This is a genomic window from Paenibacillus albidus (assembly GCF_014644435.1).
In the GTDB taxonomy this organism is placed as follows: domain Bacteria; phylum Bacillota; class Bacilli; order Paenibacillales; family Paenibacillaceae; genus Paenibacillus_AQ; species Paenibacillus_AQ albidus.
The window spans coordinates 37,397-62,333 of record NZ_BMKR01000043.1; the positions used below are offsets into that span (position 1 = coordinate 37,397).

The following is a 24,937-nucleotide window of genomic DNA, read 5'->3' on the forward strand; positions in this document are numbered from 1 at the left end:
TCAGGCGAAGAACGGGGGCTTTTATGTTGTACATAAGGTTGTCAACTGCTTAGACAGATCACCGCAAATACAGTGCTGCCTGTTGCTGTTCCCGGGCTTTCTCACAGAAATCAGCGACCTTGTAGGAGACGTAATAGGCGAGCATTTTTTCCGAATCGGAGAAGTCGGTATCCAGCAGTCTGCCGATATGTTCCAGTTTATATCTGAGTGTATTCCGGTGAACATACAGTTCTTCGGAAGCGAGCTGCATGTTCCGGTTATTTTTGAGATAAACAAAAAAGGTGTGGTACAGAGTGGACTGGTGGGCGGCATCATATTCCTGCAGCATAAGCAGTCCGGGATGGCGGTATCCATGCGTCTCGCCGGACATCACTTCGGCTGAAAGCAGCTCATAGAGCTGGATATCGGCATAGTACGTCAGCTGCTGCCCGGGGCAGAGAATCTGGCCGATGCGGATTGCGCTTAAGGCTTGCAGGTAATATATTCTGCACTGGGCCAGACTGGAGAACATACTGCTGAGCCCTATGGTGATGCCGGTCTGGTTCAGGAATTGCTGCAACGGCTTGCTGCGGACAAGCTCTTTGGAAAGGGGGCCGTCATGGATCATCATAATCCGCCCCTCATAATAGGTGCAGGGACTGCCGGGGAAAAGATGTTGTAAACGCTCTCTTAAATAGTCGTCATAACGACCCGAGTTCTCATAGCGGGTTAGGTCGAACAGCAGCACAAGCAGCTGTGTTCCGAACTTTAAGCCTGCAGACAACATCCGGTCCCGGATGGTGCATAGATCCTGTGGCTGCTGGTCCAGCAGTCCGCAGATGAAATCCTCCACCTTTATATTTTTGGCGTTGCGGTAGTAGCTGCTCTTGCTCATTTCTTCCGCAAGGACGGTGGCGGCAATCGCCAGCAGTTCGGGATCTCTGGGCCGGAAAGGGATCTTGCCGCCGAGCAGCAGCACGTTGCCGATTTGTTTGCCGCCTACCTTTATTTTGGAGATCAGCTTGGTATTTGCTGTTTCCTCGCAGGCCACTTCATAGGAAACATCGGTTTGTTTCCCCCGCCGGACACTTTCCATTCTGTTCACAGCCGCAATAAAGTCATAAGAGCAATAGCCCTTGCGGATATTCTCACGCCATATGTAATCGTCTATAACTTCCTGGCCGGAGTGGGCTACAATTTTGAAGCTTGCGTCAACCACAATAACGGGATTTCCCAGCAGCTCTGCTGCTGTGTTCACAATTGCCGAAAGGCCTGTGCCAGAAATGTATGCCGTGAACAACGATGCAGTGTAATGTTCGATTTCAATTCTTTCACGCTGCTGTTCATTTAAGGTAACATCCAACGGTATCGCCCCCTTGTTATTATAGTGCAATGTGCACTATTAAGAAGTGATTTTTGACGCTTGTAACTATATTCACAAAGTGTCGGCGGTCTTACACTATAGGTGGAGGTGCTGAGCAGATGAAATATGAGAAACTGTTTGCAGCAGGACAAATAGGGCGTCTTACGTTGAAGAACCGGATCGTAATGCCGGCAATGGGCACATCACTGGCAGCGGCCAGCGGCGAAGCTTCGGATGAGATGATTGCCTTCTATGAGGAACGTGCCGCCGGCGGTTGCGGTCTGATTATTACAGAAATTACCCGGGTGGACAACGAAACGGGTGTGGGAACCCCCAACCAGCTTAACGCCAGCGATCTGCTGTTCGTTCCACGGCTGGAGAAGCTGGCCAGGGCTGTACACCGTCATGACAGCAAAATCTTTCTCCAGCTCCAGCATCCGGGACGGCAGAATCACGGGCGGCTGATCGGCGGCAAGCAGATTGTGGCTCCAAGCGCGGTTATGTCATCGGCGATTGGAGAAATGCCCCGTGAGCTGTCTACGGAAGAGGTTGAAGGTCTGGTGCGCAAATTCGTATTCGGCGCGGTTATCGCTCAAACTGCGGGGATCGACGGTGTGGAAATCCACGGAGCCCACGGGTATCTGATTGGACAGTTTCTAAGCCCGCTGACCAATCTGCGGACCGACAAATACGGAGGTTCGCTGGAAGGCAGGATGTTGTTCCTGAGCGAGATCGTTCAAGGAATCAAGCGGGCCTGCGGGGCCGGGTTCCCGGTATCTGTCCGAATCGACGGGGATGAATTTGTTCCAGGGGGTATTGCGCTGGAAGAAGCGCTGCTCACCGGGAAGCATCTGGAACAGCTCGGGGTGGACTGTATAAATGTAAGCGCAGGTACTTACGAGTCGTCGAATGTGATCATTGAACCGATCTCCTATCCGCAAGGGTGGAAAAGGCATCTGGCTGCCGCGATGAAGCAGGCTGTTCAAATTCCGGTCATCGCATGTGATGTGATCCGCAAACCCGAATTTGCAGAGAGTCTGCTGCAGGAAGGGAATACGGATTTCGTGGCGCTCGGCAGAGCTCAGCTGGCCGATCCGGAGTGGGGAAACAAAGCGGCTGAAGGCCGGGAGGCTGAAATCAGAACCTGCATCTCCTGCCTGTACTGCATCCAGGAGGTGATGGAGTGCAAGGTCATTAAATGTGCCGTCAATGCCCGGGCAGGACGGGAGCTTGAATTCGCCGAGCCGCCCCGGGATGGCGGCGGCAAGGTTGTCGCGGTGATCGGCGGCGGCCCGGCAGGCATGGAGGCCGCACGGATTCTGGCGCTGCGGGAGTTCAAGCCGGTGCTGTTTGAGGCGCGCGGCGTGCTGGGAGGCAGCGTGGAGCTGGGAAGCCGCCCGCCGCTTAAGGAGAAGCTCAACTGGTTCATCGGCAATATGCAACATCAGCTGGAGTTGTTGAATGTGGATGTCCGGCTCTCAATGAAACCTACGCTGGAGCAGTTGCAGGCGCTGAATCCGTATGCGGTATTTGTCGCCGCCGGAGCACGGCCAATGGTGCCCGGCATTCCTGGAGTTGACAAGACCTCAGTCTGCACGGTTGTCGACGTGCTTAGCGGAACTGCTGTAATCAAGAACAAAAAGGCCGTGGTTATCGGTTCCGGCATGACCGGACTGGAGACGGCGGAATATCTGGCTGACCTCGGAAATCAGGTCACGGTAGTGGAAATGCAGCCGAGGGTCGGACCGGATGCGTATCTTCCGAATCTGATCGACATTGTCACCCGGCTGAAAAAAAGCGGAGTAGAGCTGCTGGGATCGACAAAGCTGGTCGAAGTTCAGGATGGAGCCATTGTGCTGGAGAACACCGCCACGGGTGAAACCTCAGTGAGGGAAGCTGATGCCGTAGTGCTGTCCATTGGAGTTGTGCCTGAACGTTCATACGCGGAAGGGCTCAAGCAGGCGCTCCCTAAGGTGAAAGTGATTGGCGATGCCGGTCAGCCCGGCAGAATCGGGCAGGCGATTCAGTCCGGCTTCGAGACGGCCTTTGTACTGAACTGATCCTATTTTTACGGGACTGATATTACATGAAGGAGGGTTCAAGGATGGGGAGTTTTGTGAAAAGTTACGAGGATATCCAAAAGTACGGAGGCAGACCCACTACCTTTTATGATGCGGACATGCTTACGGTGTACTGGGAGACAAAGCCGGAAATTATCGAACGCCTGCTGCCGAAGCCGCTGAAGCCGTCCAGACGTCCGCTCGTAAATGCGTTTGTGGCCAACTATCCGGCAACGAACTTTTGCCCGCCTTACCGTGAGGCCGGATTATTCGTGCTGGCTGACTACAACGGCCAACCGGGCAACTATTGCCTGTCGATGCCGATTACGAGCGATATCGGCATGGCGATGGGCCGCGAGGTCTGCGGCCTGCCCAAGAAAATGGCCGATGTCCGCATGACCAGTCTTGACGGTGCCATCGAAGGGGCGATTAACCGGCATGGTGTTGACTTTTTCAGCGTCAATGCCCGTATGGGGGACCGGTTCAATGATGATGGGGCCGAAGGGGTCCTGAAGGAGTTTTATGGCAAGGACATTCCTTTGTACAACATCAAGTACGCCAATGCGGTTGACGGAAGCGGCTTCGATCTGCTGCCGGTGCTGGTGACTCAGCGGCTGGTCAGTGATGTCAAGGTATATAAGGCTGCTGAAGCTTCTATTGCCTTTCAGGAATCTCCGCATGATCCATGGAGCGAGCTTGAAGTTGTGAACATGCTGGGAGCGGTCTATACCGTCAGCACGAATGTGCTGGAGAAAGGCAAGGTGCTGGAACCGCTGAATCCAATGGAGTTCCTGCCTTATTGCTATCTCCGCTGGGATTGGTGGGAGAACAAGCTGCAGCCGAAGCATGACGGGGCGTCTGTATAACCCGAGGATCAGCCCCGGCAGATCATGCTTGCAAAACCCGGGCTAACAAAACTTTTAGGAGGGGTTTCGATGAACAATCTTTTTGACTTAACGGGGAAAACAGCGATTGTGGCGGGTGCATCCAGCGGGATCGGTGTGCAGTTTGCGGAAATGCTTGCGGATCAAGGGGCGGATGTGGCGGTATTAGCCAGAAGATATGACAAACTGACTGCAGTGGCGGAGGAGATCGGGGCGAAGTATCCGGAACGCCGGATTATCCCTATTGAATGTGATGTGAGAAAAGAAGCGCAGATTATCGCAGCCGTCCAAAAGGTTATGGCTGAGTTCGGCAAAATTGATATCCTGCTGAACAATGCCGGTATTGTCGATGCGGTGCCGATTGAGGCGCTGGAGGAGGAGGCCTGGGACCGGGTGCTGGATACCGATCTGAAAGGCGTGTTCCTGATGTCCAAACATGTCATCCGCCATATGAAGGAACGGAAATACGGCCGGATTATCAATACCGCCTCCATGCTGGGGCTTACCGCTTCGGCTTCCATACCTACACATTCCTATAACGCGGCTAAGGGCGGAGTTATCCACCTGACCCGGGGGGTGGCAGCAACGTATGCGAAGCACGGAATTACGGTCAATGCGATTGGACCGAGCCTGTTCGAAAGTGAAATGACGGAGAACACGCTGTTCACGGAGCAGGCACTGAAAATGTATAACGCCGTATGCCCGATGGGCCGTCCCGGAAATCCCGGTGAGCTGAATGGAGCTGTGCTGTATTTTGCCTCGGATGCTTCCAGCTACACCACCGGGCAAACGTTGTTCGTTGACGGAGGCTGGACGGTTATATAATGTACAGCGGTATTTTTGAAGAAGCGCCTGCATATATGCAGGTGCTTTTTTTCACATAGGAAACTTATCGGAATTTGTCGGAAATTACCCGTTAAAAGTGGACATGACTACCATAGAGTGAGAAAATAACAGGGAGAGTCAGTTAGAACTAAAGAAGGACGGGATCACATCATGACAATTCGATTCGGGGTCATTGGAACCAACTGGATTACAGACCGCTTCATCCAGGCCGGTCTGGAGAACGAGGAGTTTATTCTGACAGCTGTGTATTCCCGCACCATGGAGAAGGGTCAGGCGTTTGCTGCGAAGTATGCAGGTGCCGCGATTTATACCGATCTGCAGCAGCTGGTCCAAAGCGAAGAAGTGGACGCAGTTTACATAGCCAGCCCGAACTCGATGCATGCGGAGCAGGCTGTCCTCTGTCTGAACCATGGCAAGCATGTCTTATGCGAGAAGCCGGCGGCTTCCAACAGTGCGGAGCTTCGGGCCATGATCGAAGCAGCACGGAGCAACAACGTTCTGTTCATGGAGGCGATGAAATCGACCTTTATGCCTAACTTTGGCGTCATCCGGGATAATTTATACAAAATCGGGCGTGTCCGGCGGTATTTCGCCAGCTATTGTCAATATTCGTCAAGATATGATGCTTTTTTGCAAGGCACAGTATTAAATGCCTTTAATCCTGTCTATTCCAACGGCTCGCTGATGGATCTGGGGATCTATTGTCTGTATCCAATGGTGGCGCTGTTCGGAAAGCCGGAATCGGTGCAGGCGGTGGGGGTGCTGCTCTCCTCCGGAGTGGATGGGGAAGGCAGCATTGTGATGAAATATGCGGATATGGATGCTGTGGTCATGCATTCCAAGATCGCGGACTCCTATTTGCCCGCTGAGATTCAAGGTGAGAATGGTACGATGGTGATCGACAAGATCAACCAGCCCTACCAGGTGAAGATTCATTACCGCGATGGAACTGTGGAGGAGCTTACGCTGCCGCAGGTGTTTGAGTCGATGTATTATGAAATTGATGAATTCATTACGCTGCTGCAGAGTGGGGAGCGGGAGAGTCAGGTCAACAGCCATGCCAATTCCCTTGCAGTAGCCGAGGTGATGGAGGAAGCGAGAGCGCAAATCGGGCTGCGTTATACTTCGGATCTATAAGACGAATGGGGAGCGGGACTTGAAGACTTTTAAAAAGGTATATATCGAGATTACAAGTGTCTGCAACCTGGCCTGCAGCTTCTGCCCGCAAACCGCCCGGCAGAAGAATTTCATGAAGCTGGATACCTTCAACACGATACTTGACGAGATCAAACCGCACAGCAATCACATCTATCTGCATGTGAAGGGAGAGCCGCTGCTGCATCCCAAGATCGGGGAGCTGCTGGATGCGGCCCATGCCAAAGGGTTCAAGGTCAACATTACGACCAACGGAACATTGATCCACAAGGCGGGGCCGAAGATCCTGGGCAAACCTGCCCTGCGGCAGATGAATTTCTCGCTGCACAGCTTTGACGGGCATGAAGGCTCCGAGAACCGGGAGGGGTATCTGGCGGAAATTATCTCATTTGTGCGGGAAGCTTCGGCACAGGGAGTGATTATTTCTTTCCGTCTCTGGAATCTGACGGAGGATAATCTGACGAATCTGGAACGCAGCCGCAACCGCGAGACGCTGGCGCTGCTAGAGGAAGCCTTCGGACTGGACTTCAAGATTGAGGAGAAGGTAGTGCCGGGCAGCGGTGTCAAAATTGCGCCGCGTATCTATCTCAATCAGGATCACGAATTCAAATGGCCGAGTCTGACGGAGCCGGAGGATGAAGGCAAAGGTTTCTGCCATGCGCTGCGCAGCCAGGCTGCGGTGCTGGTTGACGGTACGGTGGTGCCCTGCTGCCTGGATGGCGAAGGGGTCATTAATCTGGGTAATATCCATGAGAAACCTTTCTCCGAGATTGTCGAAGGTGAGCGGGCGAATAATCTATTCTACGGATTCTCCCGGCGGGAAGCTGTGGAGGAATTGTGCCGCAAGTGCGGGTACCGGCAGCGGTTTGGGACATAAAAAGGGCCGGGGGCCGGAAGGATAAACAGCAAGCTTCCAGGAAGCTTGCTGTTTGCTGTACGGCTTGTCAGCTGTTTTTTGTATCAGACAACGAATCATAATAAGCTTGTTCACTTAGGAGGCGCATATGCTGAAATCGCTGGAAGCCATTCATCACTATCGTCAAGGCAAACAGGAGCTGCTGGAGAGCTGCTTCTGGCTGAAGGTCATTGTCCAAGCCGAAGAGCAGATCGTAAATTTGGAACGGGTAGAGTCGCTGCAGGAGCTGAACTACAGGAACCCTGTACTGGATTATGTGGAACGGAGTTTGCTGCTGCTGGAGAAGCTGCCTGTATCGTTCTGGATCAAAGAGCTGGTCGAAGAGGTCTTGATCTGGTCGGAAACGGCCAAAGGAGGCACCTCGCGCCAACGGCTGATCTGGCAGGAGGAAGGGATTAACTGTTTTGTCCATAATATCGGATCGGCGCAGTTATACCGGCTGTATGCGGGGGGAGCAGAGGCCGCTGCAGATTCTGACCGGCAGCGCATGGTTCATCGTCTCATTGAGACCCATGGGCTGATCGGACAGCAGATACGCGGCGAGGTACCTCCGTCCGTCAATCGGCCTTTGTCCGCCATGGCAGAGGAACAGCTGCTGACCCGTGAAGAGCTGGTGCGGCTGCTTGAGGCGCTGAATCATTGTATTATCGGCGCCGTCTCCCCGGAGCTGTGGCAGCTGGTGCAGGATGAAGTGCAGGAGCTGATTGCCGCAATTGCTTCAGGGGAAGCGTATGCCCCATTGCCCATGCAGGAGCGCCTGCGGAGAATGCGCTCAGGCCCGATTCACAGGGGAGAGGATTTTGCTGGGGAATGGAGCCGGGTGGAGCAGGAAGGGTTTCGTCCGGAGACGCTGGAGCATTTACACAATATGACCTTCTGGTATGTGGAATCAGCTCTGCAGACCTTCTCGCTGGAGCAGTTTCTGAAGATTATGACGCTGGCGGCCGGAGGTGAGCAGCGCCTGAATCTCAGTCATATCAGTTTTGAAGCGGTCATGAACAGTATTTATTATGATTACAAGGGCGTTAAGAAGATCAATGTATATAAGAAGCGGATTATAGAAAAATATCTGTCGGAGCTAACCTGGTCCGAACTTGCGGCTGGGAAGGCTGCGGCGGCCAATCCGCATTTGACGCATCGCATATACGCGAAGTCTTATTTGCCGGATACGGTATTTTTTGATTTTCAGTTCTCGCCTGCGGCGGAGAAGCTGATTGAATTCTGCATCGAAGCCGAGAAATCGGCGCTGTACGAACGGGCGGTACTGCTGCTGTTCGATCTGTTCGAGCTGCGGCGGGATGCCTTTGACCGCTTCCACAACGAGGACAGCTACCTGAGTCAAATGAACGGTACCGCTGATTACAAGGCGGTTATTCTGGAGCATATTACCGGGAGGAAGGTGCTGGATATTGGGCCGGGCGGCGGTGTACTGCTTGATCTCATTGAGGAACGGATGCCGGATGCGAGGCCGGTAGGCATTGATATTTCCAGCAATGTCGTCGAAGCCCTGCAGCAGCGCAAGCAGCGGGAGGGCCGGCGCTGGGAGGTGCTGCAGGGAGATGCGCTGAACCTGAGGGATTTCGTGGAACCCGGCACGGTGGACACAGTGGTTTTTTCCTCCATATTGCATGAATTATACTCCTATGTGCCTTTTAATGGCCGCAAGTTTAATCATGAGACTCTTTCCGCTGCCCTGCGCAGCGCCTTTGAGGTGCTCGCGGAAGGCGGAGCCATTATTATTCGTGACGGGATCATGACCGAACCGGAGTCGCTGCAGCGCAGAGTGCGTTTCCTGGAAGCCGATGGCCTTTCACGGCTGGAGCGGTATGCCAAGGATTTTGCCGGACGCCGGATTGTTTATGAGCGTATAGGCGACAATGAGGTGCTGCTGCCTGTTAATGATGCCATGGAGTTTCTGTATACGTACACTTGGGGAGAAGAGGCGTATATCCATGAGGTGCAGGAGCAGTTTGGATATTATACCCCTTCGCAGTATGTGGCCTTTATTGAGAAGACACTCGGGGAAGGGGCACGGATAGAAGTTTTCCGCCACTATCTGCAGGCAGGATACACCGAAGCGCTACAAGGCAGGATCATGATCATGGACGAGGATGGCCGGGAGGTGCCGCTGCCGGACAGTACCTGTTTTGTTGTTATCCGTAAGGCGGCGGAAGACGGAGTTGATTCAGGAGCCCTTTAATGGTTTATATGAAAAAGGGTATGAATAATACATAATTTGGAGGCATGAAATGGAACAGAGAAACAGAATTGTTATACCTGCGCTGGGGGCGCTGCTGGTCGCCATACTTGGGGGTGCAGTGTGGGCTGCGATTGCCATTCAGACTGAATATGAAATAGGCCTGCTCGCGTGGGCCATCGGTGGGTTGGCCGGATACACGGTCGCCATTCTGAGCCGGCGGCAGACGAATGCCGCACATCGGATTATTGCGGTAATTGCCAGCTTGCTGGGGATTTTTCTCGGCAAATATTTTATCTTCGGTTATGTGATGAATGGAGACGAGATTACCGGCATGTTCTCCGCCGACTTGTTCTCCTTGTTCATGGACAATATCGGGGAATTTTTTGGTGCAATGGACATCGTATTCGTCATCCTGGCAGTGATTACCGCCTGGCAGATGCCAGGCCGGATGCAGCAGCAGCCGGAGCCTGTGGCCCCAACGGATCAAAGATATCCTTAAGTTATCCGTGACAGCTGTGTGCGATAGGGATTGCTGCCCACTAATCCTGGGATAGGGGCTTTGGCTGGGTGATTATAGGGAATAGCGCCCGTTAATAGTGTAGAACACCCCTGGCGGGGGTGGTTTTGACGATAATAGCGGGCAAAATTCCCGCTAAACGGCTTGGAATTGGCCATTCGCCAGGATTAGCGGGCGGATTTCCCGATAGGACAGCTCCCAGGGCCGCCCTGTCCGCCCTGCTTCATGGACGGCACGTGAGAGCCTGATGTACAACAAAAAGACCTGGAGCTTGGCTCCGGGTCTTTTTGCGCTGCAATAAAAAGTCAGTGTTGGCATGTGGCCCCCCAATACATATCGTGCAGCCAGATCATTCAATCCCTATATTTATGAATGAGTTGTTGGAGTGCTTGCTGTACATCGCCATGAAATATACCTCCATGATAGCAAATGACCTGTTCAATGTCGTAGTCCAGCAAACGCTCTACAGAGCGGATGGCTTCATCCAGATCGAGTGTGTATTGGGGGTTGGCGATGGCAAGCTCGCCTTCCTCAATAATGAGGGCATCTGCAGCTATCAGTGTTTGGGTGGCCGGTTGATACAATGAGATATGCCCAGGCATATGGCCGGGAGTGTGGATTACCCTTATCCCGCCGCACCAGGGGAGCCATTCCCCACCCGATACCGTCTGATCAACGCCAACCGGCTCGATGGACTGCAAGAAACGAATGAAATGTTCTGCACCCGGCTTGGCTTCATCCGGCAATGTGTTAAACGATGCCTCCGCCTGTTCAAGCCGTAACGACTTCTTCGCGCCTTCAATGTAGGGGGCTTCCAGCTCGTACGCGATGATGTCGATGTGCGGGTACGTCCGCTTCAAGGCAGCCAGCGATCCGATATGGTCCATATCGTGATGCGTCACGATCAGTTTCGTAATCGAAGTAAGGGGGATGTTGTGCCGGTTAGCCGCTTCTTCAAGAAGAGGGATGAAATTTGGATAGCCGCAGTCGATGAGAATCACATCGTTCTCGTCTTGAAGAAGGATCGGGGTAATGACCTGTTGTTGTCCGTTGTACTCAAACTCGATTTCAAGTAAATGATAAATGCTCATATATATACCTCCTGATTGAAGAAAAAATTGGTGATCAATTTCAGCCTCCGGCGGCCTGCCCGGAGTGTTTGCGGAATTCCGAAGGTGTGCATTTCATCTCTTTGCGGAACACTTTGATAAAATAACTGACGTTATCGAAACCGACCTCTAGTGCGATGTCGGAAATTTTGCGTTCGCTGCTCCGGAGTAAATCCGCAGCCTGGCGAATGCGGTAGGAGTTAATGTAATCGACCGGGGTTTTGCGGGTCATTGCCTTGAAAAAACGGCAGAACTGCCCCTCGCTCATTGGAATGAGCTCCGATAGATTACGGGTACGAATCGGCTCCTGATAGTTGTCCTGGATATATAGGATAACTTTCTTCAGCCGGCTGATCTTGGTCGTGTCCGCACTGTCCGATTGGCTGCGGTTCTCCGTACGGCCTTCAACCGCAAGCCGGGAGAGCATAATGAGCAGTGATCCTTTCATAAAAGCTTCAAGTCCGGGCATGGTAACAGCATAGGCTTCCATGATCCGTTCAAGATGTTCCAGCAGCTCCTTGTGCCAGGGGATAGAGGGCGTAATATGCCGCGGGAAGCTCTGGCGTTTCTCCAGGAGCGGCTGAACGGCATGCTGCTGGATGGCGTCATACTGGGCGCTGGCCAGGAAATCGGGATGAAAGACAAAGGCGCAGAATTTGCAGGGTGTTTCCTTCAAGCTAAAGGCGGCATGAATATCTCCGGATTCAATGAACACAGCTTCACCGGCCCGGAGCGGAAAATAGTCGGTGTCAACCTGAAACTGGACCTCCCCTTCAAGCAGCATAAAAAACTCGGCTTCCTCATGCCAGTGGGTATCCAGCACATGGGTTCCCGCGGGAAGTTCAATCCAGTAGGCGGCAACCGGGAACATGACATCGCCATGTACACGGTTTTCTTTTAGCAGATGTTGTGTAGTGCGGTCCATATGGGCCTCCTTTCCTTAATGAATATCAGAATAGTGTTATAAATTAGCTATATTATATTAGTTTTACACATTTATTATCGTTATAATGCAACTATAAACACCAAATCGAAGGGTGGCAAGTACACAAATGAAATTTACAGACGGTCTTTGGCTGGTTCGCGACGGGATCTCAATCAACGGTGCTGTGCAAAACTATGCAGTAGAACAAACCACTGAAGGTTTGACAGCGATAACGCAGACTACTCCAATTACAGGGCGGGCAGCAACACTCAACTCTACGCTGCTCACCGTGAAATTCCATTCCCCGCTTCCGGGTGTGGTAGGGATCAAGATTATTCATCATGAGGGCGTACAGGAACGGGGTCCGGTTTTTGAATTGACCAAAGGCACCGGAGACCATGTGAAGATTGAAGAGAACGAGCAGGAGACTGCACTGATCAGCGGCGGACTTCGTGTTGTTATCCGCAAGGGTGAGCAGTGGGCAGTGGACTTCTACCGCGGCAATGAGCGGATTACCGGCAGCGGTTATAAATCGATGGCTTATATCACGGATCAGGACGGCAATACGTTCATGCGTGAAGAGCTGGATATCGGCGTGGGTGAATTCGTCTACGGACTAGGCGAGCGCTTCACGGCTTTTGTAAAAAATGGACAAGTGGTGGACATCTGGAATAAAGACGGCGGCACAAGCTCCGAGCAGGCCTATAAGAACATTCCTTTCTATGTTACAAGCAAAGGGTATGGTGTATTCGTAAACCATCCTGAGCTGGTGTCATATGAAATCGCTTCGGAAAAAGTGAAGAAAGCCCAGTTCAGCGTAGCCGGCGAAAGCCTGGAATATTTCGTCATCGAAGGTCCGACCATTAAAGAGGTTATCAGCAAATACACCTCCCTCACCGGCAAACCTGCGCTGCCGCCGGCCTGGACCTTTGGCCTGTGGCTGACTACTTCGTTTACAACCGACTATGATGAAGCGACTGTGAACTCTTTCGTAGACGGCATGGCAGAACGTGATCTGCCGCTGCATGTATTCCATTTCGACTGCTTCTGGATGCGTGAATACCAATGGACGGATTTCCAGTGGGATGAACGCGTATTCCCGGACCCGCAGGGTATGCTGAAACGCCTGAAGGAAAAAGGGCTGAAAATCTGCGTATGGATCAACTCTTATATTGGACAACGTTCGCCGCTGTTTGAAGAAGGCCGGAAAAATGGCTATCTGATCAAAAAACCAAACGGCGATGTCTATCAAACCGACCTGTGGCAGGCAGGCATGGGGATTGTGGACTTCACGAACCCTGCAGCTTGCGAATGGTATGCCGGGTATCTGCGGGATCTGGTAGATATGGGCGTAGACAGCTTCAAGACGGACTTCGGCGAGCGTATTCCTACGGATGTTGTTTATTTTGACGGCTCCGATCCGCAGAAGATGCATAACTACTACACACAACTGTACAACAAGGTAGTCTTTGAAGTGCTGGAAGAGAAGCTTGGCAAAAATGAAGCGGCTGTCTTCGCGCGTTCGGCAACGGCCGGCGGACAACAGTTCCCGGTTCACTGGGGCGGCGACTGCTACGCAGATTATGAGTCGATGGCTGAGAGCCTGCGCGGCGGGTTGTCACTGGGCTTGTCCGGCTTCGGATTCTGGAGCCATGATATCGGCGGCTTCGAGAATACCGCTCCGGCGCATGTCTTCAAACGCTGGCTGGCTTTTGGCTTGCTCTCCAGCCATAGCCGTCTGCACGGAAGCAGCTCGTACCGGGTGCCTTGGGCGTATGACGATGAAGCAGTGGATGTTACCCGTTTCTTCACCAAGCTCAAATGCAGCCTGATGCCGTACCTGTACGATGTAGCCGGACAGGCAGCGGAACATGGCTGGGCTTCGATGCGGGCCATGGTTATGGAATTCCCGGAAGATCCGACTTGTGAAGTGCTGGACCGCCAGTATATGCTGGGAGATTCCCTGCTTGTGGCTCCAATCTTCCAGGAGAATGGCGACGTGAAATATTACCTGCCGGCTGGGCGCTGGACACATCTGCTTAGCGGCGAAACTGTACAAGGCGGAGCATGGCGCAAAGAAACACATGATTTCTTCAGCTTGCCGCTCTACGTCCGCGAGAATTCCTTGCTGGCCCTCGGCAGTGTGGACAATCGTCCGGATTATGATTTTGCCGACGGCGCCAAATTCGGCCTGTACTCGCTGGCAGACGGCACTTCTGCAACTGCAACGGTTCGTGATATGACTGGTGCTGTGGAACTGACTGTGAAGGCTGAGCGTAAAGGCAACACTGTATCGGTAACTGCAGAAGGCAGCGGCAAAGCATTCACGCTGGCTCTGAAGGATCTGGGAGCTATTGCTTCCGTCAACGGTGCTGCACAGGTGGATGAGACTACCGTGAAGGTGGATGCCGGTTCCCCATCGGTATCGTTTACCCTTACCTTGAAATAAACATGCGGCACTAATTGAATAAACCTCTCGGCAAGTCATTGAAGTGCAGTAGGCTTCATGTCAGCCGGGAGGTTTTTTTGCCGGTATAATAGGATTGTCTACACAAGATCACATAAAGGAGAACGAAGCATGAGCAACCCTATGGACCAGGACAACGTTATATTGAATCAGAAGGACTATTCCTCTGCAACGGTGCTGTCGTCCGCAGCCAATTATATAATGAACAAGGAAAAGCCCTTTACCCACACCTTCAGAACCTACATCCGGCTGAGAGAGACCGGTGTGTTGAATCTGAGACTGTGGCACAGCAACAATGTAGACTCCACCTGGGATCAAGGCGTGGAAGCGAAGGGCAGTGAACCCGGGGGTGACTGGGTTATTGAAGCGGCTTATGTCGCCGATGGCGGACAGGAGCCTCAGGGTCAAGTGATCCCAGGGACACAGGTCGCCGTTACTTTTGACGGGGAATCGTCCAAAGCGGTAACACCGGGCGAAACCTTCTGGAGCGATGAGGCAGAGCTTGATCTGGCAGAGGGTCATTATCTGGCCTTCACCTGGACCATTCGTACACAACATCCGGGGAAATCCTATCCCTTTAACGTAGAAGGGATGTTGGTTACCGCCTATGACGCACCGGGTGATCTGGCGGATCGCGAATCGGCTGAGGGTTTTGCCGGTTCGGACAATCTGCTGGTATTGCCCTCTTATATCGGATACAGGAAGAAGGGTGCCCGCAGACTGGTGTTCCTGGGGGATTCCATTACCCAGGGAGTGCGGACCGCAAAGGATGGGTATGAGTATTGGGCCGCTAGGATTGCAGAGGGGCTGGGAAAGGAATACGGGCTCTGGAATATCGGATCGGGCTGGGGCCGGGCGTATGACGTGGCGGCGGGCGGATCGTGGCTGAAGAAGGCCAAACAAGGCGACGAAGTGCTGATTGTCCTTGGTGTAAATGATCTGGATATCGGGAACCGAACGGCAGATGAGCTTCTCAGGGATCTGGCGGCGATCATCGTTGCCCTCAAGGAAGCGAACCCGGAGGTCAGCATCCTTCTGGGTACGGTGCCGCCGTTCAACTTCCAGGCTGAGAAGGAACAGGCCTGGCGTTATGTGAACAGGGAAATTCTGAGCCGCCCGCCTGCAGGCACAGACCGGGTGTTCGATATAGCCAGTGTGTTGTCCATGCCTGCCCCGCATGAGCACCTTATCCGGCCGGAATATATGAGCGGAGCGGAAGATCCGCACCCGAACGGCATAGCCGGACAAGCCGTTGCGGACGCTTTTCTGAACTGGTATGGTTCAGGCATTTAATTGGTTCCGGTAATCCTTGGGCGTGCTCCCCGTCTGCTTTTTGAACACTTTGCTGAAATACTTCACATCATGGAATCCAACCATTTCGGCAATCTGGGACAGCTTGTAATGGGGATTCTCCAGCAGCAGCTTGGCCTTCTCAATCCGGATATTAACGATGTAATCGGAGAAATTAATGCCATATTCGTGCTTGAATCTGCGTGAGACATATTCACGGCTGACATAGAACTTGCCGGCTACTTCCTGTAAGGAAAGGTCGGATGGATAATTCTGTTCAATATATTTAACGATCTCATTCATGGAATGGCGTTCCTTGCCCGTCTGGGCAGTCAATGTCTGTGACAAACGCAACATCAAGGCAAATGACCAGTCGCGCCAGGCAAACAAGGAGAAGGAGTAACCGTTCGCATAGGGAGCCGGATGGAGCCTGTCGTCCTGCTCAAGCCGGGCCACAATCTCTTCAGCCTCCCGCCCCAGGACCTCCCGCACCAGACGGGACCGGAAAAGCAAAACATCGGATTTCCAGGTATTCAGCATTTCTGGTGTCACCACGCCGCTGCGGCTTAGCTCATCAATCCAGTTCTGGGCCGCAGCAGACATGACTTCAGCACTCCCGCTGATAACAGCCATTCTCCAATCTTCCTGCACATGGGCAAAGATGGGCCGCGAGCCGCTTCCAATCGGGCTTGCAGTCTTTTCTTTGCGTTCGGCGGAATGCAGGGTTGATCCCGGGAAATGGCAGTAATCCTCATGCCGCAACAAGTTCCGGTGCAGCAGGGCCTCTGCCGCTTCGGAGCGCTGGGACGGGAGCTCTGCGGGCAGTCTGCCGATGCTGCTGATTCCGAAATGCATGCGGAACTGCAGGGTATGGAACATGCCTTGATTCATTCGGCCGGTCAGCTCAATCACAGATTCCCGGGTATCCCACAGTAGGATGGCAATCTCCGGGGGGCCTCCCCAGTAACGAAAGGCGATGCCTTTTCCGGACGGCTGCACAAATTCATTGCAGATATTGACAATCGCATAATACATCAGCTCACTGTCCCCGCCAAAACGTTTGAGAAGCGGGTTGTTGCCCGGGTCGGTCTGCACCAGGATCAGCTGTGAAGTAGGCGTATTCCCGGGAATCACCCCTTCAGCTTGCAGCCTTCGTATGGAGGATTCAGCATTAAGCGGGTCATCAATCAGCGCAGAGAGCAGCTTTTCCCCATAAATAGGTTTGAATTCATTCAGCCTGATGCTTTGCTTCTGCCGTTGTCTCCGGTCCTCTTCCTCGGAACGCCAGGCCGCCACAGCTTTGGCGACCGCCGCATTGATAGCTTCGGCCTCGATGGGCTTCAGGATATAATCAATGCCGCCGTGCAGGACTGTCTGACGTACGAAGTCAAAATCATTGTGCCCGCTGACAACGATGAACTTGGCAGAGCCGGCAAATTCATTAACCCAGGTCATTAACTCAATGCCGCTGCCTGATTCCATCATCATATCCATAATGACCAGCGCCGGCTTGGCTTCACGCATGATCTCAATGGCCTCGTTGCCGCTTCCGGCTTCCAGAATGTCGTCTATATCATGGGCTTCCCAATCTACAAGCAGCCGCACCGCTTTTCGTACTCTTGCCTCATCATCCACAATCAATGCCTTCATATGCTTTCACGCTCCGCTATAATATCAAATTCCAGCCTGACCGTAACACCGCCGCTTGGACGGTTATCTACAGTGAGAGTGGCGTTGTCTCCACAGACCAGCTGCAGCCGTGCCAGGACGTTCGGCAGTCCGATGCCGGAGCCGGGCGCGTCCAGGCGGGCCTCTGAAGCTTTGGAGAGCTCTATATTAGTTCCAGTGGGCTGCTGCAGCTCTTGCCGCAGAAGATCCAGCTTGGAGGAGGGAATGGCTCTTCCGTTGTTCTGGATAAGGATCTGCATCCGCCCGGGCTTCAGCAAGGTGACGCTGATCTCTATTTCTCCGTCGCTGCGGGAATGGTTGAAACCGTGCTTAAAGTAATTTTCGACAATCGGCTGCACAATCATCTTAGGCATATACACGTTCGCAAGCGGTTCTTCCATATCATAACGGAAAGTGAACTTGTTCTCAAAACGTTCCTTCTGCAGTTCAATATAGGCTTTGACATGCTCCAGCTCACTCTGGACGGTAACGATTTTCTCGTCATTGTGCATACTGTAGCGCATCATCTTGGCCAGTGCAGACAATAGGGAGTAGATCTGCGGCACCTTGAGCTCCAAGGCAAGCGTACCGATAATTTGCAGGGTATTGTTCAAAAAATGCGGGTTGACCTGGGCCTGCAAGGCCCGCAACTCATTGGTTTTATTGGACAGCTCCAGCTTATACTCACGCAGGATGAGGTTGTTGATCGTATCCATCATATTGCGGAAATGCTCAGTCACCACTCCGATCTCGTCTTTGCCCGAAGGACGGATGTCGATAGCGAGATTACCGGTCTGCACCTGGCTCATGTAGCGGTTGAGCTGCTTGATCGGAGCTGTGATGCGGAAAGAGATCAGAACCGTCAACGTTGTGATCATCACGAGCAGCAAAGCCAGGAGCACAATATTGATCGTGGCGGCTTCCTTGGCTTCGCGGTACAGGTAGGTCACCGGAATCTGCTTCACGAGCGTCCACTCAAGGCCTGCGTCCTTAATTTTCTGATAGATAAACACGGCGCCGTCCTCTTCAAAATAGCCCTGGTCGGGCGTGCTACCTGCAACCTGTCTGCTGTACCAGGGCGCATCCACCGGCTTGCCGTATTCACCGTCGGAGCTGCCATACAGCATGGCCCCCTTGTTATCGAGCAGCCAAATATTCTCTTGTCCCTGCACATATAGCTGGCTGACGATATCGGCGAGTGCAGTAGCTCTGACATCAATGGACAGATAGGCTATCGGTGTAGTGGTGGGGATTTGTTCAATTCTTCTGTGCAGCGTGAATACCGGCTCCACAATAAATTGCAGGATCGGGGAAGGCAGGCCATAGCTGTGACTCAGATGTGTGCTTTGTATGGAGACGGTAGAGTCGCGCTTCAGGCTGGACTCTGCATAGGGCGGAATGCCCTGCCACCGTTTGGGGGTATTCTGGGTAAGCAGCGTGGCATTGCTGCCCTTGACCCCATACAAATAGACCTGGGATATATCAGGCATCGAGGAGGAAATGTAGTTAAGTGCTGAATAGATCCGGCTGTTGGATGTCATGTCATCATAGCCGGCTTCCAGCAGCCTGTACACATCGGAATCGGAATAGACGATAAGAGACAGACGTTGGATCTCCTGGATCAGGCCGCTGATATTCTTGGAGCCTTGATACAGCAAATTTTTGTTCTCATCCACGGCCCGGGTTCTTAGGGAGTGGGTAGTGTAGGTATAGCTTATATACATTGTAGCCAAAATACAGAGCAGTGTAGGCACCAGGATAAAAATGATGAGTTTGGTGCGAATTGTGTTCCATTTCATCGAAACTTGTCACATCCGATCAATATTTTACACCTGAAAGATCACTTTCGTAGGTGTGATGGGGCGGTGAAAAAATAGATAATATGATTAGATCATATACAAGTAAGTGAGCAAAAGAAAGGGGGGGCCAATAAATGCGCGGCTCTAAGTTGTCCCAGTTAGGTCAACAGTTTTTCTTCGTTGGCCCGGCGGTCTTATTCTTCACCTTAATCACAATTATTCCATTTTTGATGGGGATGTATTACTCATTCACAGATTGGAACGGTGTATCCGGCAATGTCAGCTGGGTTGGCTTTGATAATTTTAAGAGTATTTTTACAAACGACTCGGACTTCTGGTCATCCTTCTGGTTTACGGTAAGATTTACTGTGCTCGGCGTCGTTCTAACCAATGTGGTTGGCTTTTTCCTGGCTTATCTGCTGACCAAGCCGTTAAAAACGCGTAATATGCTCCGTACCATCTTTTTTATGCCGAATGTTATCGGGGGATTGCTGCTCGGCTTTATCTGGCAGTTCATCTTCATTAAAGGGTTCGCCACCATGGGCGAGGTTACAGGCTGGTCCTTTTTTAATCTTCCGTGGCTTGGCGATGCAACTACCGGCTTCTGGGCGATTGTAATGGTATTTGTCTGGCAGTCGTCGGGTTATTTGATGGTTATCTACATCGCTTCACTCAGCAATGTATCCAAAGAGGTGCTGGAAGCCGCAGATATTGACGGTGCATCCCGGTTCCAGGTACTGCGCAGTATTGTAGTTCCGCTCATTATGCCTGCAGTAACCATAGGGTTGTTCCTGGCCATTTCCTGGTCCTTCAAAATGTTCGATCTAAATCTGTCGCTGACCAAAGGCGGGCCGTTCAAATCGACGGAGTCCGTGGCCATGAACATTTATAATGAAGCCTTCCTGAACAACCGTTACGGTCTGGGTACTGCTAAAGCGCTGCTGTTCTTCGTAATTGTAGCCATTATTACGCTGATTCAGGTCCGTATTACGAAGAGCAAGGAGGTAGAAGCTTAATGAGTGCAAAGTCAAAAAGCAGATGGAATATCGGGATTGAAGGGTTGATGATCCTGCTGGCGCTTCTTTTCCTGTCTCCATTTTATTTCCTGCTGGCAAACTCCGTGAAATCCTTCGGGGAAATTCTGGGCAATGCGGCGAGCTGGCCGGAAGTATTCATGTGGTCGAACTATTCCAATGCATGGAAACTGGCCCGTTTCTCTGAAGCTTTCCGGAATTCAATCATTGTCACTGTCATCAGTGTGGTTCTGATCTCTCTGTTCAGTGCCATGGCGGCTTACCGTATGGTCCGGGCCAATACACGGTTTAATCAGATTTTGCTGCTCTTGTTCGTAGCGGCTATGGTGGTCCCGTTCCAGACGATTATGATTCCGATTCTGAAGGTCGTTAATATAATTGGTGTAAACAACTCTTTCCTGGGGTTGATTATTACCAATCTGGGGATAAGTGTTCCCATGGCGATTTTCCTCTTCCACGGCTTCATCAAGTCGGTGCCTTTGGAAATTGAAGAAGCTGCCACGGTAGATGGCTGCAACCCGTTTTCGGTGTTCTTCCGGATTGTGCTTCCTTTGCTTAAGCCGATGCTGATGACCACGATCGTACTGAACGCCCTTGGAATATGGAACGACTATCTGCTGCCTTCCTTGATTCTTCAGGCACCGGAGCTGCGTACCATTCCGCTGGCCACCTTCTCGTTCTTTGGTCAATACACCAAGCAATGGGATATGGCGCTTCCGGCACTTGTGCTCGGCATAGCTCCGATTATCGTGTTCTATCTGTTCATGCAGCGTTACATTGTAGAGGGAATAGCGGCTGGCTCGGTGAAAGGTTAACACCGGGCCCTCCGTTCCAAATAAATATAGCAATACAATAATCCTAGGGGGAATAATAGAAATGATGAAGAAACGTTCTGCACTGCTTCTGTCGTCTGTGATGACTATGTCATTAGCACTGGCTGCTTGCGGCGGCAACAATGCTGCAAATAACGCACAAAATGGAAGCGCTGGCAATAATGCAGCTGGAGAAGTAAAAACAGTTAAAATATTTCAGTTTAAAACTGAAATTGTAGAAGGTCTTAATGAACTGAAGGTCGAATTTGAAAAGGAAAATCCAAACATCAAGCTGGATATCCAAACCGTAGGCGGCGGCGCAGACTATGCAGCGGCATTGAAGACCAAATTCGCTTCCGGCGATGCGCCGGATATTTTCTCCAACGGCGGATATGCGGAAATGGACCTGTGGGGAGATAAACTGGAGGATCTGTCCGACCAGCCATGGGTAAAGGATTTGATTCCTTTGGCAGCCGAGCCTATGACTAAAGACGGCAAAACCTACGGTATGCCGATGAACCTGGAAGGGATCGGGTTTGTATATAACAAGGACCTGTTCACCAAAGCTGGCATTGCCGAAACTCCAAAAACATTGTCCGAGCTTGAAGATGCAGCCAAGAAACTGCAGGCTATCGGTGTAACTCCTTTTGGCAACGCGTATCAAGAATGGTGGCTCCTGGGCAATCAGGGGATCAGCGTAGCTTTTGCCCAACAAGATGATGTAGATGGATTCATCAAGGGCTTGAATGATGGTACTGGCAGCATTGTAGGCAACAAGGTCTTTGAAGATTGGAGCAACCTGCTCAAATTGACCGTGAAATACGGCCAGAAGAACCCGCTGACTACAGATGCCAATACACACCTGGCTATGTTCGCTAAGGGTGAAACTGCCATCATGCAGGAAGGGAACTGGGCACAAACTCTGGTTGACAACATTACTCCTGGTATGAACATCGGCATGTTCCCGATGCCAATCAACGAAGATGCCGCCAAAAATGACAAAATGACAGTAGGCATCCCGGCCAACCTGGTGGTCAACAAAGAGTCCGCTTCAAAAGAAGAAGCTAAAGTGTTCTTGAACTGGCTGGTCACTTCAGACATGGGTAAAGAATATATCGTGAAAAAATGGAAGTTCATTCCGGCTCTTTCCACAATCGAAGCAACGCCTGAAGATATCGGACTGCTTGGTTCCGATGTATGGAACTACGTGAAGGAAGAAAAAGTATACGGATTGCAGTCCTCCAAATTCCCTGATGGCGTTACTCAAGAATTTGCCAGTGTGATCCAGCAGCTGATCGCCGACAAGCTTGATGTCAACGGCTGGATGGAAGGCATGCAAGCCGCTTGGGACAAGCTTAAGAAGTAATACATTCTCTCCGGGAGAGAATGCTCTAACTGGATAGGCAAAGGATCTATAGACGCTCCCCGTGATTTCTCATTTTGATGAGGCGGGGGGCGTTTTTTGAGGGGAAGAGGCGTCAATAAATTAAAAGTTTGGGGAGGAATGGATCATGAGGAGCTATGAGCAGGTTCAAATCGGTGTAGATTATTATCCCGAGCATTGGGACGAGTCAATGTGGGAGCCGGATATCCGATTAATGAAGGAAACCGGAGTCCGCCTTGTACGTGTCGGCGAATTCGCCTGGAGCCGGCTGGAGCCGGCAGAGGGGGATTTCCAGTTCGCCTGGCTGGACCGGGCCATGGACCTGTTTCACAGGTATGGCCTTCAGGTTGTGCTTGGCACACCGACGGCTACACCGCCGCGCTGGCTAACTGCCAATTATCCGGATGTGCTGCCGGTTTTTGCGGACGGGCAGATCTTTCATCCCGGAGTGCGCGGGCACCGCTGTTACAACAGTGAGTCTTTGCGGCATTTCGGGAGCCGCATTATTGAGCGGCTGGCTCATCAGTACAAGGGGCATCCGGCGCTGGTCGGCTGGCAGACCGACAATGAATTCGGATTGCTGAATTGTCACTGCAGCCAGTGCAATTCCGCTTTTCGCGAGTGGAGCAAGGTTAGATACGGTACGCTGGAAGCGATCAACAAGGAGTGGGGAACCGAGGTATGGAGCGGAGAGTACAGTGACTGGGACCAGTTCAATGTACCGTTTGGCGGTTCCCGTCATCAGAACCCATCGTATCTGCTCGACTTCCAGCGGTTCCAGTGGGATGCGGTGGCCGCGTTCCAGAAGACGCAGATTGATATTCTGCGGGCCGCCTGTCCCGAGCATTTCATCACGCATAATTTCCACAGCTATCCGCAGCGTCTGGACATGTACTCTGTCGGAGCCGATCTGGATGTCGCAGCCTTTGACTATTATCCGAATACTTCGCCAACCAAGCAGGAGACGACTCCTTACAGCGGCGCCTTATCCCTGGACTTGACCCGGGGAATCAAACGGCAGAATTTCTGGATTATGGAGCAGCTTAGCGGAACTCCGGGCTGCTGGATGCCGATGTGGCGGACCCCGTATCCGGGACTGATCCGCGCGTATGCCTGGCAGACGATTGCCAGAGGGGCAGATACAGTAGTTCATTTCCGCTGGAGAAGTGCCGTGACCGGAGCGGAGCAATTCTGGCATGGGCTGATCGATCACAGCAACGTGCCGGGTCGCAGGTTTGCCGAATTCAGCCAGCTGTGTACGGAGGTGAACGCGGTCAGCGATAAGCTGCAAGGCACCACAGTGAAGAATGAAGTAGCCCTTCTCCATTCGTTTGAGCAGCTTGCGGCCCTGGAGATTCAGCCACAGACCGCGAATCTGGACTATTACGAGAATATCAAGCAGCATCACCGTGCACTGACCAAACTGGGCATCGGCTGTGATGTGATTGATCTGAGACAGCCGCTGGACGGGTACAAGGTAGTGATTGCGCCAAATCTTTTTCTGCTGGATGAGCAAATCGCTGCCAGCCTGGATGCTTTTGCCGCTGCCGGAGGCATTCTGCTGATCACCAACCGCAGCGGGGTGAAGAATATGAACAACGTCTGTGTGATGTTGCCGCTGCCTGGACTGCTGAGCCGCTGCGCCGGGGTGGAGGTGGCGGAATATGATCCGATCGGCACCGAGATGCATACTATCGTGGATGGTGAAGGAAACAGCTATGCGTGCTGCCAATGGTCCGATCTGCTGACACCAACGACGGCGGTACCGGTGGCGTGGTACGGGGAAGACTTCTATGCCGGCATTCCTGCTGTGACGGTCAATACATGGGGGAAAGGGCAGGTATACTATTTCGGCACACATGTGGAGGAGCGCTACTGGTCCGAGCTGCTGGCGAATCTGGCCGAGGAGCAGGAACTGTTCCGGTTTGCCGGTCTTCCGGATGGAGTGCAGGCATCGGTGCGTTCAGGTGAGAACGGCAGCTTCCTCTTCCTGCTTAATCTGGACCGTATCCCGCAGCAAGTTCAGCTGCCGCGTGAATACAGCAGCCTGCTGAGCGGCAAAGCCCTCTCGGGGAAGCTCACGCTTGAGCCGTATGGTGTAGAGGTTCTGGAGATGTAGGGAATGCTGCTGGCCAGATATAGGTATACAACATTCGAAAGCGTGCCTCCCGGGAGGCGCGCTGTTAGCCTAAGGCGGAGCTAGCTAGAGTGCACTTTATACATCAGGATGGGAAAAAGAAGGCTCGTTTTAGGATTTCAGTGTATTTGGTGCAGCAGGAACTGCTGTATTCGCCGAAAAGTGCCTTATGGCTATCCTTTGAATGTACAAAATACATCATGATGGATGTTCGAGGCTTGTTTAAACCATTCTGAGGTACTAAATACATTAGAACAGGTCGAAGGCTGGTGAAAAACGCTAATCCATATCAAATAGCCTTCAGAAATCTCTTGTTTTTAATCTGATGCTGCACTAGTACCTTGACTGCATCAAATTTCAGGGTACAAATGTTTCAATTTGCCTCTGGCCTG

Annotated in this window: 19 protein-coding genes; 13 read left to right on the plus strand and 6 right to left on the minus strand. The window is 52.2% G+C overall.

Annotated features, from left to right (window positions below):
- Nucleotides 1-58: 58 nt before the first annotated feature.
- Nucleotides 59-1,342 (minus strand): PucR family transcriptional regulator, encoded by a 1,284-nt coding sequence (locus tag IEY53_RS29890; RefSeq protein ID WP_189031388.1) that lies wholly within the window; start codon nucleotides 1,340-1,342, stop codon nucleotides 59-61.
- Nucleotides 1,343-1,461: 119 nt separating this feature from the next.
- On the opposite strand from IEY53_RS29890, the gene IEY53_RS29895 reads away from it, so the two are divergent.
- The 7 genes from IEY53_RS29895 to IEY53_RS29925 all read left to right on the plus strand — a co-directional run bounded on the left by IEY53_RS29895 (nucleotide 1,462) and on the right by IEY53_RS29925 (nucleotide 9,902).
- Nucleotides 1,462-3,402 (plus strand): NAD(P)/FAD-dependent oxidoreductase, encoded by a 1,941-nt coding sequence (locus tag IEY53_RS29895; RefSeq protein WP_189031389.1) that lies wholly within the window; start codon nucleotides 1,462-1,464, stop codon nucleotides 3,400-3,402.
- 44 nt (nucleotides 3,403-3,446) lie between these two features.
- Complete coding sequence (locus IEY53_RS29900) at nucleotides 3,447-4,268, plus strand: acetoacetate decarboxylase family protein (protein ID WP_189031390.1); 822 nt, start codon at nucleotides 3,447-3,449, stop codon at nucleotides 4,266-4,268.
- Nucleotides 4,269-4,337: 69 nt separating this feature from the next.
- Nucleotides 4,338-5,111 (plus strand): SDR family NAD(P)-dependent oxidoreductase, encoded by a 774-nt coding sequence (locus IEY53_RS29905; protein ID WP_189031391.1) that lies wholly within the window; start codon nucleotides 4,338-4,340, stop codon nucleotides 5,109-5,111.
- Nucleotides 5,112-5,282: 171 nt separating this feature from the next.
- Complete coding sequence (locus tag IEY53_RS29910) at nucleotides 5,283-6,269, plus strand: Gfo/Idh/MocA family protein (protein WP_189031393.1); 987 nt, start codon at nucleotides 5,283-5,285, stop codon at nucleotides 6,267-6,269.
- Nucleotides 6,270-6,288: 19 nt separating this feature from the next.
- Complete coding sequence (locus IEY53_RS29915; RefSeq protein WP_189031395.1) at nucleotides 6,289-7,164, plus strand: radical SAM/SPASM domain-containing protein; 876 nt, start codon at nucleotides 6,289-6,291, stop codon at nucleotides 7,162-7,164.
- Nucleotides 7,165-7,291: 127 nt separating this feature from the next.
- Complete coding sequence (locus tag IEY53_RS29920) at nucleotides 7,292-9,403, plus strand: class I SAM-dependent methyltransferase (protein WP_189031397.1); 2,112 nt, start codon at nucleotides 7,292-7,294, stop codon at nucleotides 9,401-9,403.
- 49 nt (nucleotides 9,404-9,452) lie between these two features.
- Entirely contained in the window at nucleotides 9,453-9,902 is a 450-nt protein-coding gene (locus IEY53_RS29925; RefSeq protein WP_189031398.1) for a hypothetical protein, read from the plus strand.
- 153 nt (nucleotides 9,903-10,055) lie between these two features.
- Here IEY53_RS29925 and IEY53_RS29930 read toward each other — a convergent pair whose 3' ends face one another.
- From IEY53_RS29930 to IEY53_RS29940, 3 genes are read right to left on the minus strand one after another with little or no spacing between them, the layout of a single operon-like run.
- A complete protein-coding gene (locus IEY53_RS29930) occupies nucleotides 10,056-10,238 on the minus strand; it encodes a hypothetical protein (protein WP_189031399.1) in 183 nt (60 codons plus the stop codon).
- Between the two features lie 35 nt (nucleotides 10,239-10,273).
- Nucleotides 10,274-11,011: an MBL fold metallo-hydrolase gene (locus tag IEY53_RS29935; protein ID WP_189031400.1), complete on the minus strand. Its 738-nt coding sequence runs from the start codon at nucleotides 11,009-11,011 to the stop codon at nucleotides 10,274-10,276.
- Between the two features lie 40 nt (nucleotides 11,012-11,051).
- Nucleotides 11,052-11,954 (minus strand): helix-turn-helix transcriptional regulator, encoded by a 903-nt coding sequence (locus IEY53_RS29940; RefSeq protein WP_189031401.1) that lies wholly within the window; start codon nucleotides 11,952-11,954, stop codon nucleotides 11,052-11,054.
- A 127-nt stretch (nucleotides 11,955-12,081) separates the two neighbouring features.
- Between IEY53_RS29940 and yicI the strand changes: the two genes are divergently transcribed.
- Entirely contained in the window at nucleotides 12,082-14,403 is a 2,322-nt protein-coding gene (gene yicI / locus IEY53_RS29945; RefSeq protein WP_189031402.1) for an alpha-xylosidase, read from the plus strand.
- A 129-nt stretch (nucleotides 14,404-14,532) separates the two neighbouring features.
- The gene (locus tag IEY53_RS29950; RefSeq protein ID WP_189031403.1) at nucleotides 14,533-15,714 is read left to right on the plus strand and encodes an SGNH/GDSL hydrolase family protein; all 1,182 of its coding nucleotides are present in this window, start codon (nucleotides 14,533-14,535) and stop codon (nucleotides 15,712-15,714) included.
- On the opposite strand, the gene IEY53_RS29955 is transcribed toward IEY53_RS29950, so the two are convergent.
- Both IEY53_RS29955 and IEY53_RS29960 read right to left on the minus strand, forming a co-directional pair.
- The gene (locus IEY53_RS29955) at nucleotides 15,703-17,361 is read right to left on the minus strand and encodes a response regulator transcription factor (RefSeq protein ID WP_189031404.1); all 1,659 of its coding nucleotides are present in this window, start codon (nucleotides 17,359-17,361) and stop codon (nucleotides 15,703-15,705) included. The genes IEY53_RS29950 and IEY53_RS29955 overlap by 12 nt on opposite strands.
- Nucleotides 17,358-19,178, minus strand: a complete 1,821-nt coding sequence (locus tag IEY53_RS29960) for a cache domain-containing sensor histidine kinase (RefSeq protein WP_189031405.1) — start codon at nucleotides 19,176-19,178, stop codon at nucleotides 17,358-17,360. Before IEY53_RS29960 ends, IEY53_RS29955 begins: the two co-directional genes overlap by 4 nt.
- A gap of 134 nt (nucleotides 19,179-19,312) precedes the next feature.
- On the opposite strand from IEY53_RS29960, the gene IEY53_RS29965 reads away from it, so the two are divergent.
- The 4 genes from IEY53_RS29965 (at nucleotide 19,313) to IEY53_RS29980 (ending at nucleotide 24,527) form a co-directional block, all read left to right on the plus strand.
- Complete coding sequence (locus IEY53_RS29965) at nucleotides 19,313-20,194, plus strand: carbohydrate ABC transporter permease (protein WP_189031407.1); 882 nt, start codon at nucleotides 19,313-19,315, stop codon at nucleotides 20,192-20,194.
- Nucleotides 20,194-21,027, plus strand: a complete 834-nt coding sequence (locus tag IEY53_RS29970; protein WP_189031409.1) for a carbohydrate ABC transporter permease — start codon at nucleotides 20,194-20,196, stop codon at nucleotides 21,025-21,027. The genes IEY53_RS29965 and IEY53_RS29970 overlap by 1 nt, the downstream gene beginning before the upstream one ends.
- Before the next feature lie 64 nt (nucleotides 21,028-21,091).
- Nucleotides 21,092-22,390 (plus strand): ABC transporter substrate-binding protein, encoded by a 1,299-nt coding sequence (locus IEY53_RS29975; RefSeq protein ID WP_373293957.1) that lies wholly within the window; start codon nucleotides 21,092-21,094, stop codon nucleotides 22,388-22,390.
- 145 nt (nucleotides 22,391-22,535) lie between these two features.
- On the plus strand, nucleotides 22,536-24,527 hold the full coding sequence (locus IEY53_RS29980) for a beta-galactosidase (protein ID WP_189031411.1): 1,992 nt from the start codon (nucleotides 22,536-22,538) through the stop codon (nucleotides 24,525-24,527).
- Nucleotides 24,528-24,937 lie beyond the last annotated feature (410 nt).

What these genes read in the sequence shown, in the direction of transcription:
- IEY53_RS29895 (WP_189031389.1), top strand. Translation starts at nt 1,462, where the DNA reads ATGAAATATGAGAAACTGTTTGCAGCAGGACAAATAGGGCGTCTTACG.
- IEY53_RS29900 (WP_189031390.1), top strand. Translation starts at nt 3,447, where the DNA reads ATGGGGAGTTTTGTGAAAAGTTACGAGGATATCCAAAAGTACGGAGGC.
- IEY53_RS29905 (WP_189031391.1), top strand. Translation starts at nt 4,338, where the DNA reads ATGAACAATCTTTTTGACTTAACGGGGAAAACAGCGATTGTGGCGGGT.
- IEY53_RS29910 (WP_189031393.1), top strand. Translation starts at nt 5,283, where the DNA reads ATGACAATTCGATTCGGGGTCATTGGAACCAACTGGATTACAGACCGC.
- IEY53_RS29920 (WP_189031397.1), top strand. Translation starts at nt 7,292, where the DNA reads ATGCTGAAATCGCTGGAAGCCATTCATCACTATCGTCAAGGCAAACAG.
- IEY53_RS29925 (WP_189031398.1), top strand. Translation starts at nt 9,453, where the DNA reads ATGGAACAGAGAAACAGAATTGTTATACCTGCGCTGGGGGCGCTGCTG.
- IEY53_RS29930 (WP_189031399.1), bottom strand. Translation starts at nt 10,238, where the DNA reads ATGCCAACACTGACTTTTTATTGCAGCGCAAAAAGACCCGGAGCCAAG.
- IEY53_RS29935 (WP_189031400.1), bottom strand. Translation starts at nt 11,011, where the DNA reads ATGAGCATTTATCATTTACTTGAAATCGAGTTTGAGTACAACGGACAA.
- IEY53_RS29940 (WP_189031401.1), bottom strand. Translation starts at nt 11,954, where the DNA reads ATGGACCGCACTACACAACATCTGCTAAAAGAAAACCGTGTACATGGC.
- yicI (WP_189031402.1), top strand. Translation starts at nt 12,082, where the DNA reads ATGAAATTTACAGACGGTCTTTGGCTGGTTCGCGACGGGATCTCAATC.
- IEY53_RS29950 (WP_189031403.1), top strand. Translation starts at nt 14,533, where the DNA reads ATGAGCAACCCTATGGACCAGGACAACGTTATATTGAATCAGAAGGAC.
- IEY53_RS29955 (WP_189031404.1), bottom strand. Translation starts at nt 17,361, where the DNA reads ATGAAGGCATTGATTGTGGATGATGAGGCAAGAGTACGAAAAGCGGTG.
- IEY53_RS29960 (WP_189031405.1), bottom strand. Translation starts at nt 19,178, where the DNA reads ATGAAATGGAACACAATTCGCACCAAACTCATCATTTTTATCCTGGTG.
- IEY53_RS29965 (WP_189031407.1), top strand. Translation starts at nt 19,313, where the DNA reads ATGCGCGGCTCTAAGTTGTCCCAGTTAGGTCAACAGTTTTTCTTCGTT.
- IEY53_RS29970 (WP_189031409.1), top strand. Translation starts at nt 20,194, where the DNA reads ATGAGTGCAAAGTCAAAAAGCAGATGGAATATCGGGATTGAAGGGTTG.
- IEY53_RS29975 (WP_373293957.1), top strand. Translation starts at nt 21,092, where the DNA reads ATGAAGAAACGTTCTGCACTGCTTCTGTCGTCTGTGATGACTATGTCA.
- IEY53_RS29980 (WP_189031411.1), top strand. Translation starts at nt 22,536, where the DNA reads ATGAGGAGCTATGAGCAGGTTCAAATCGGTGTAGATTATTATCCCGAG.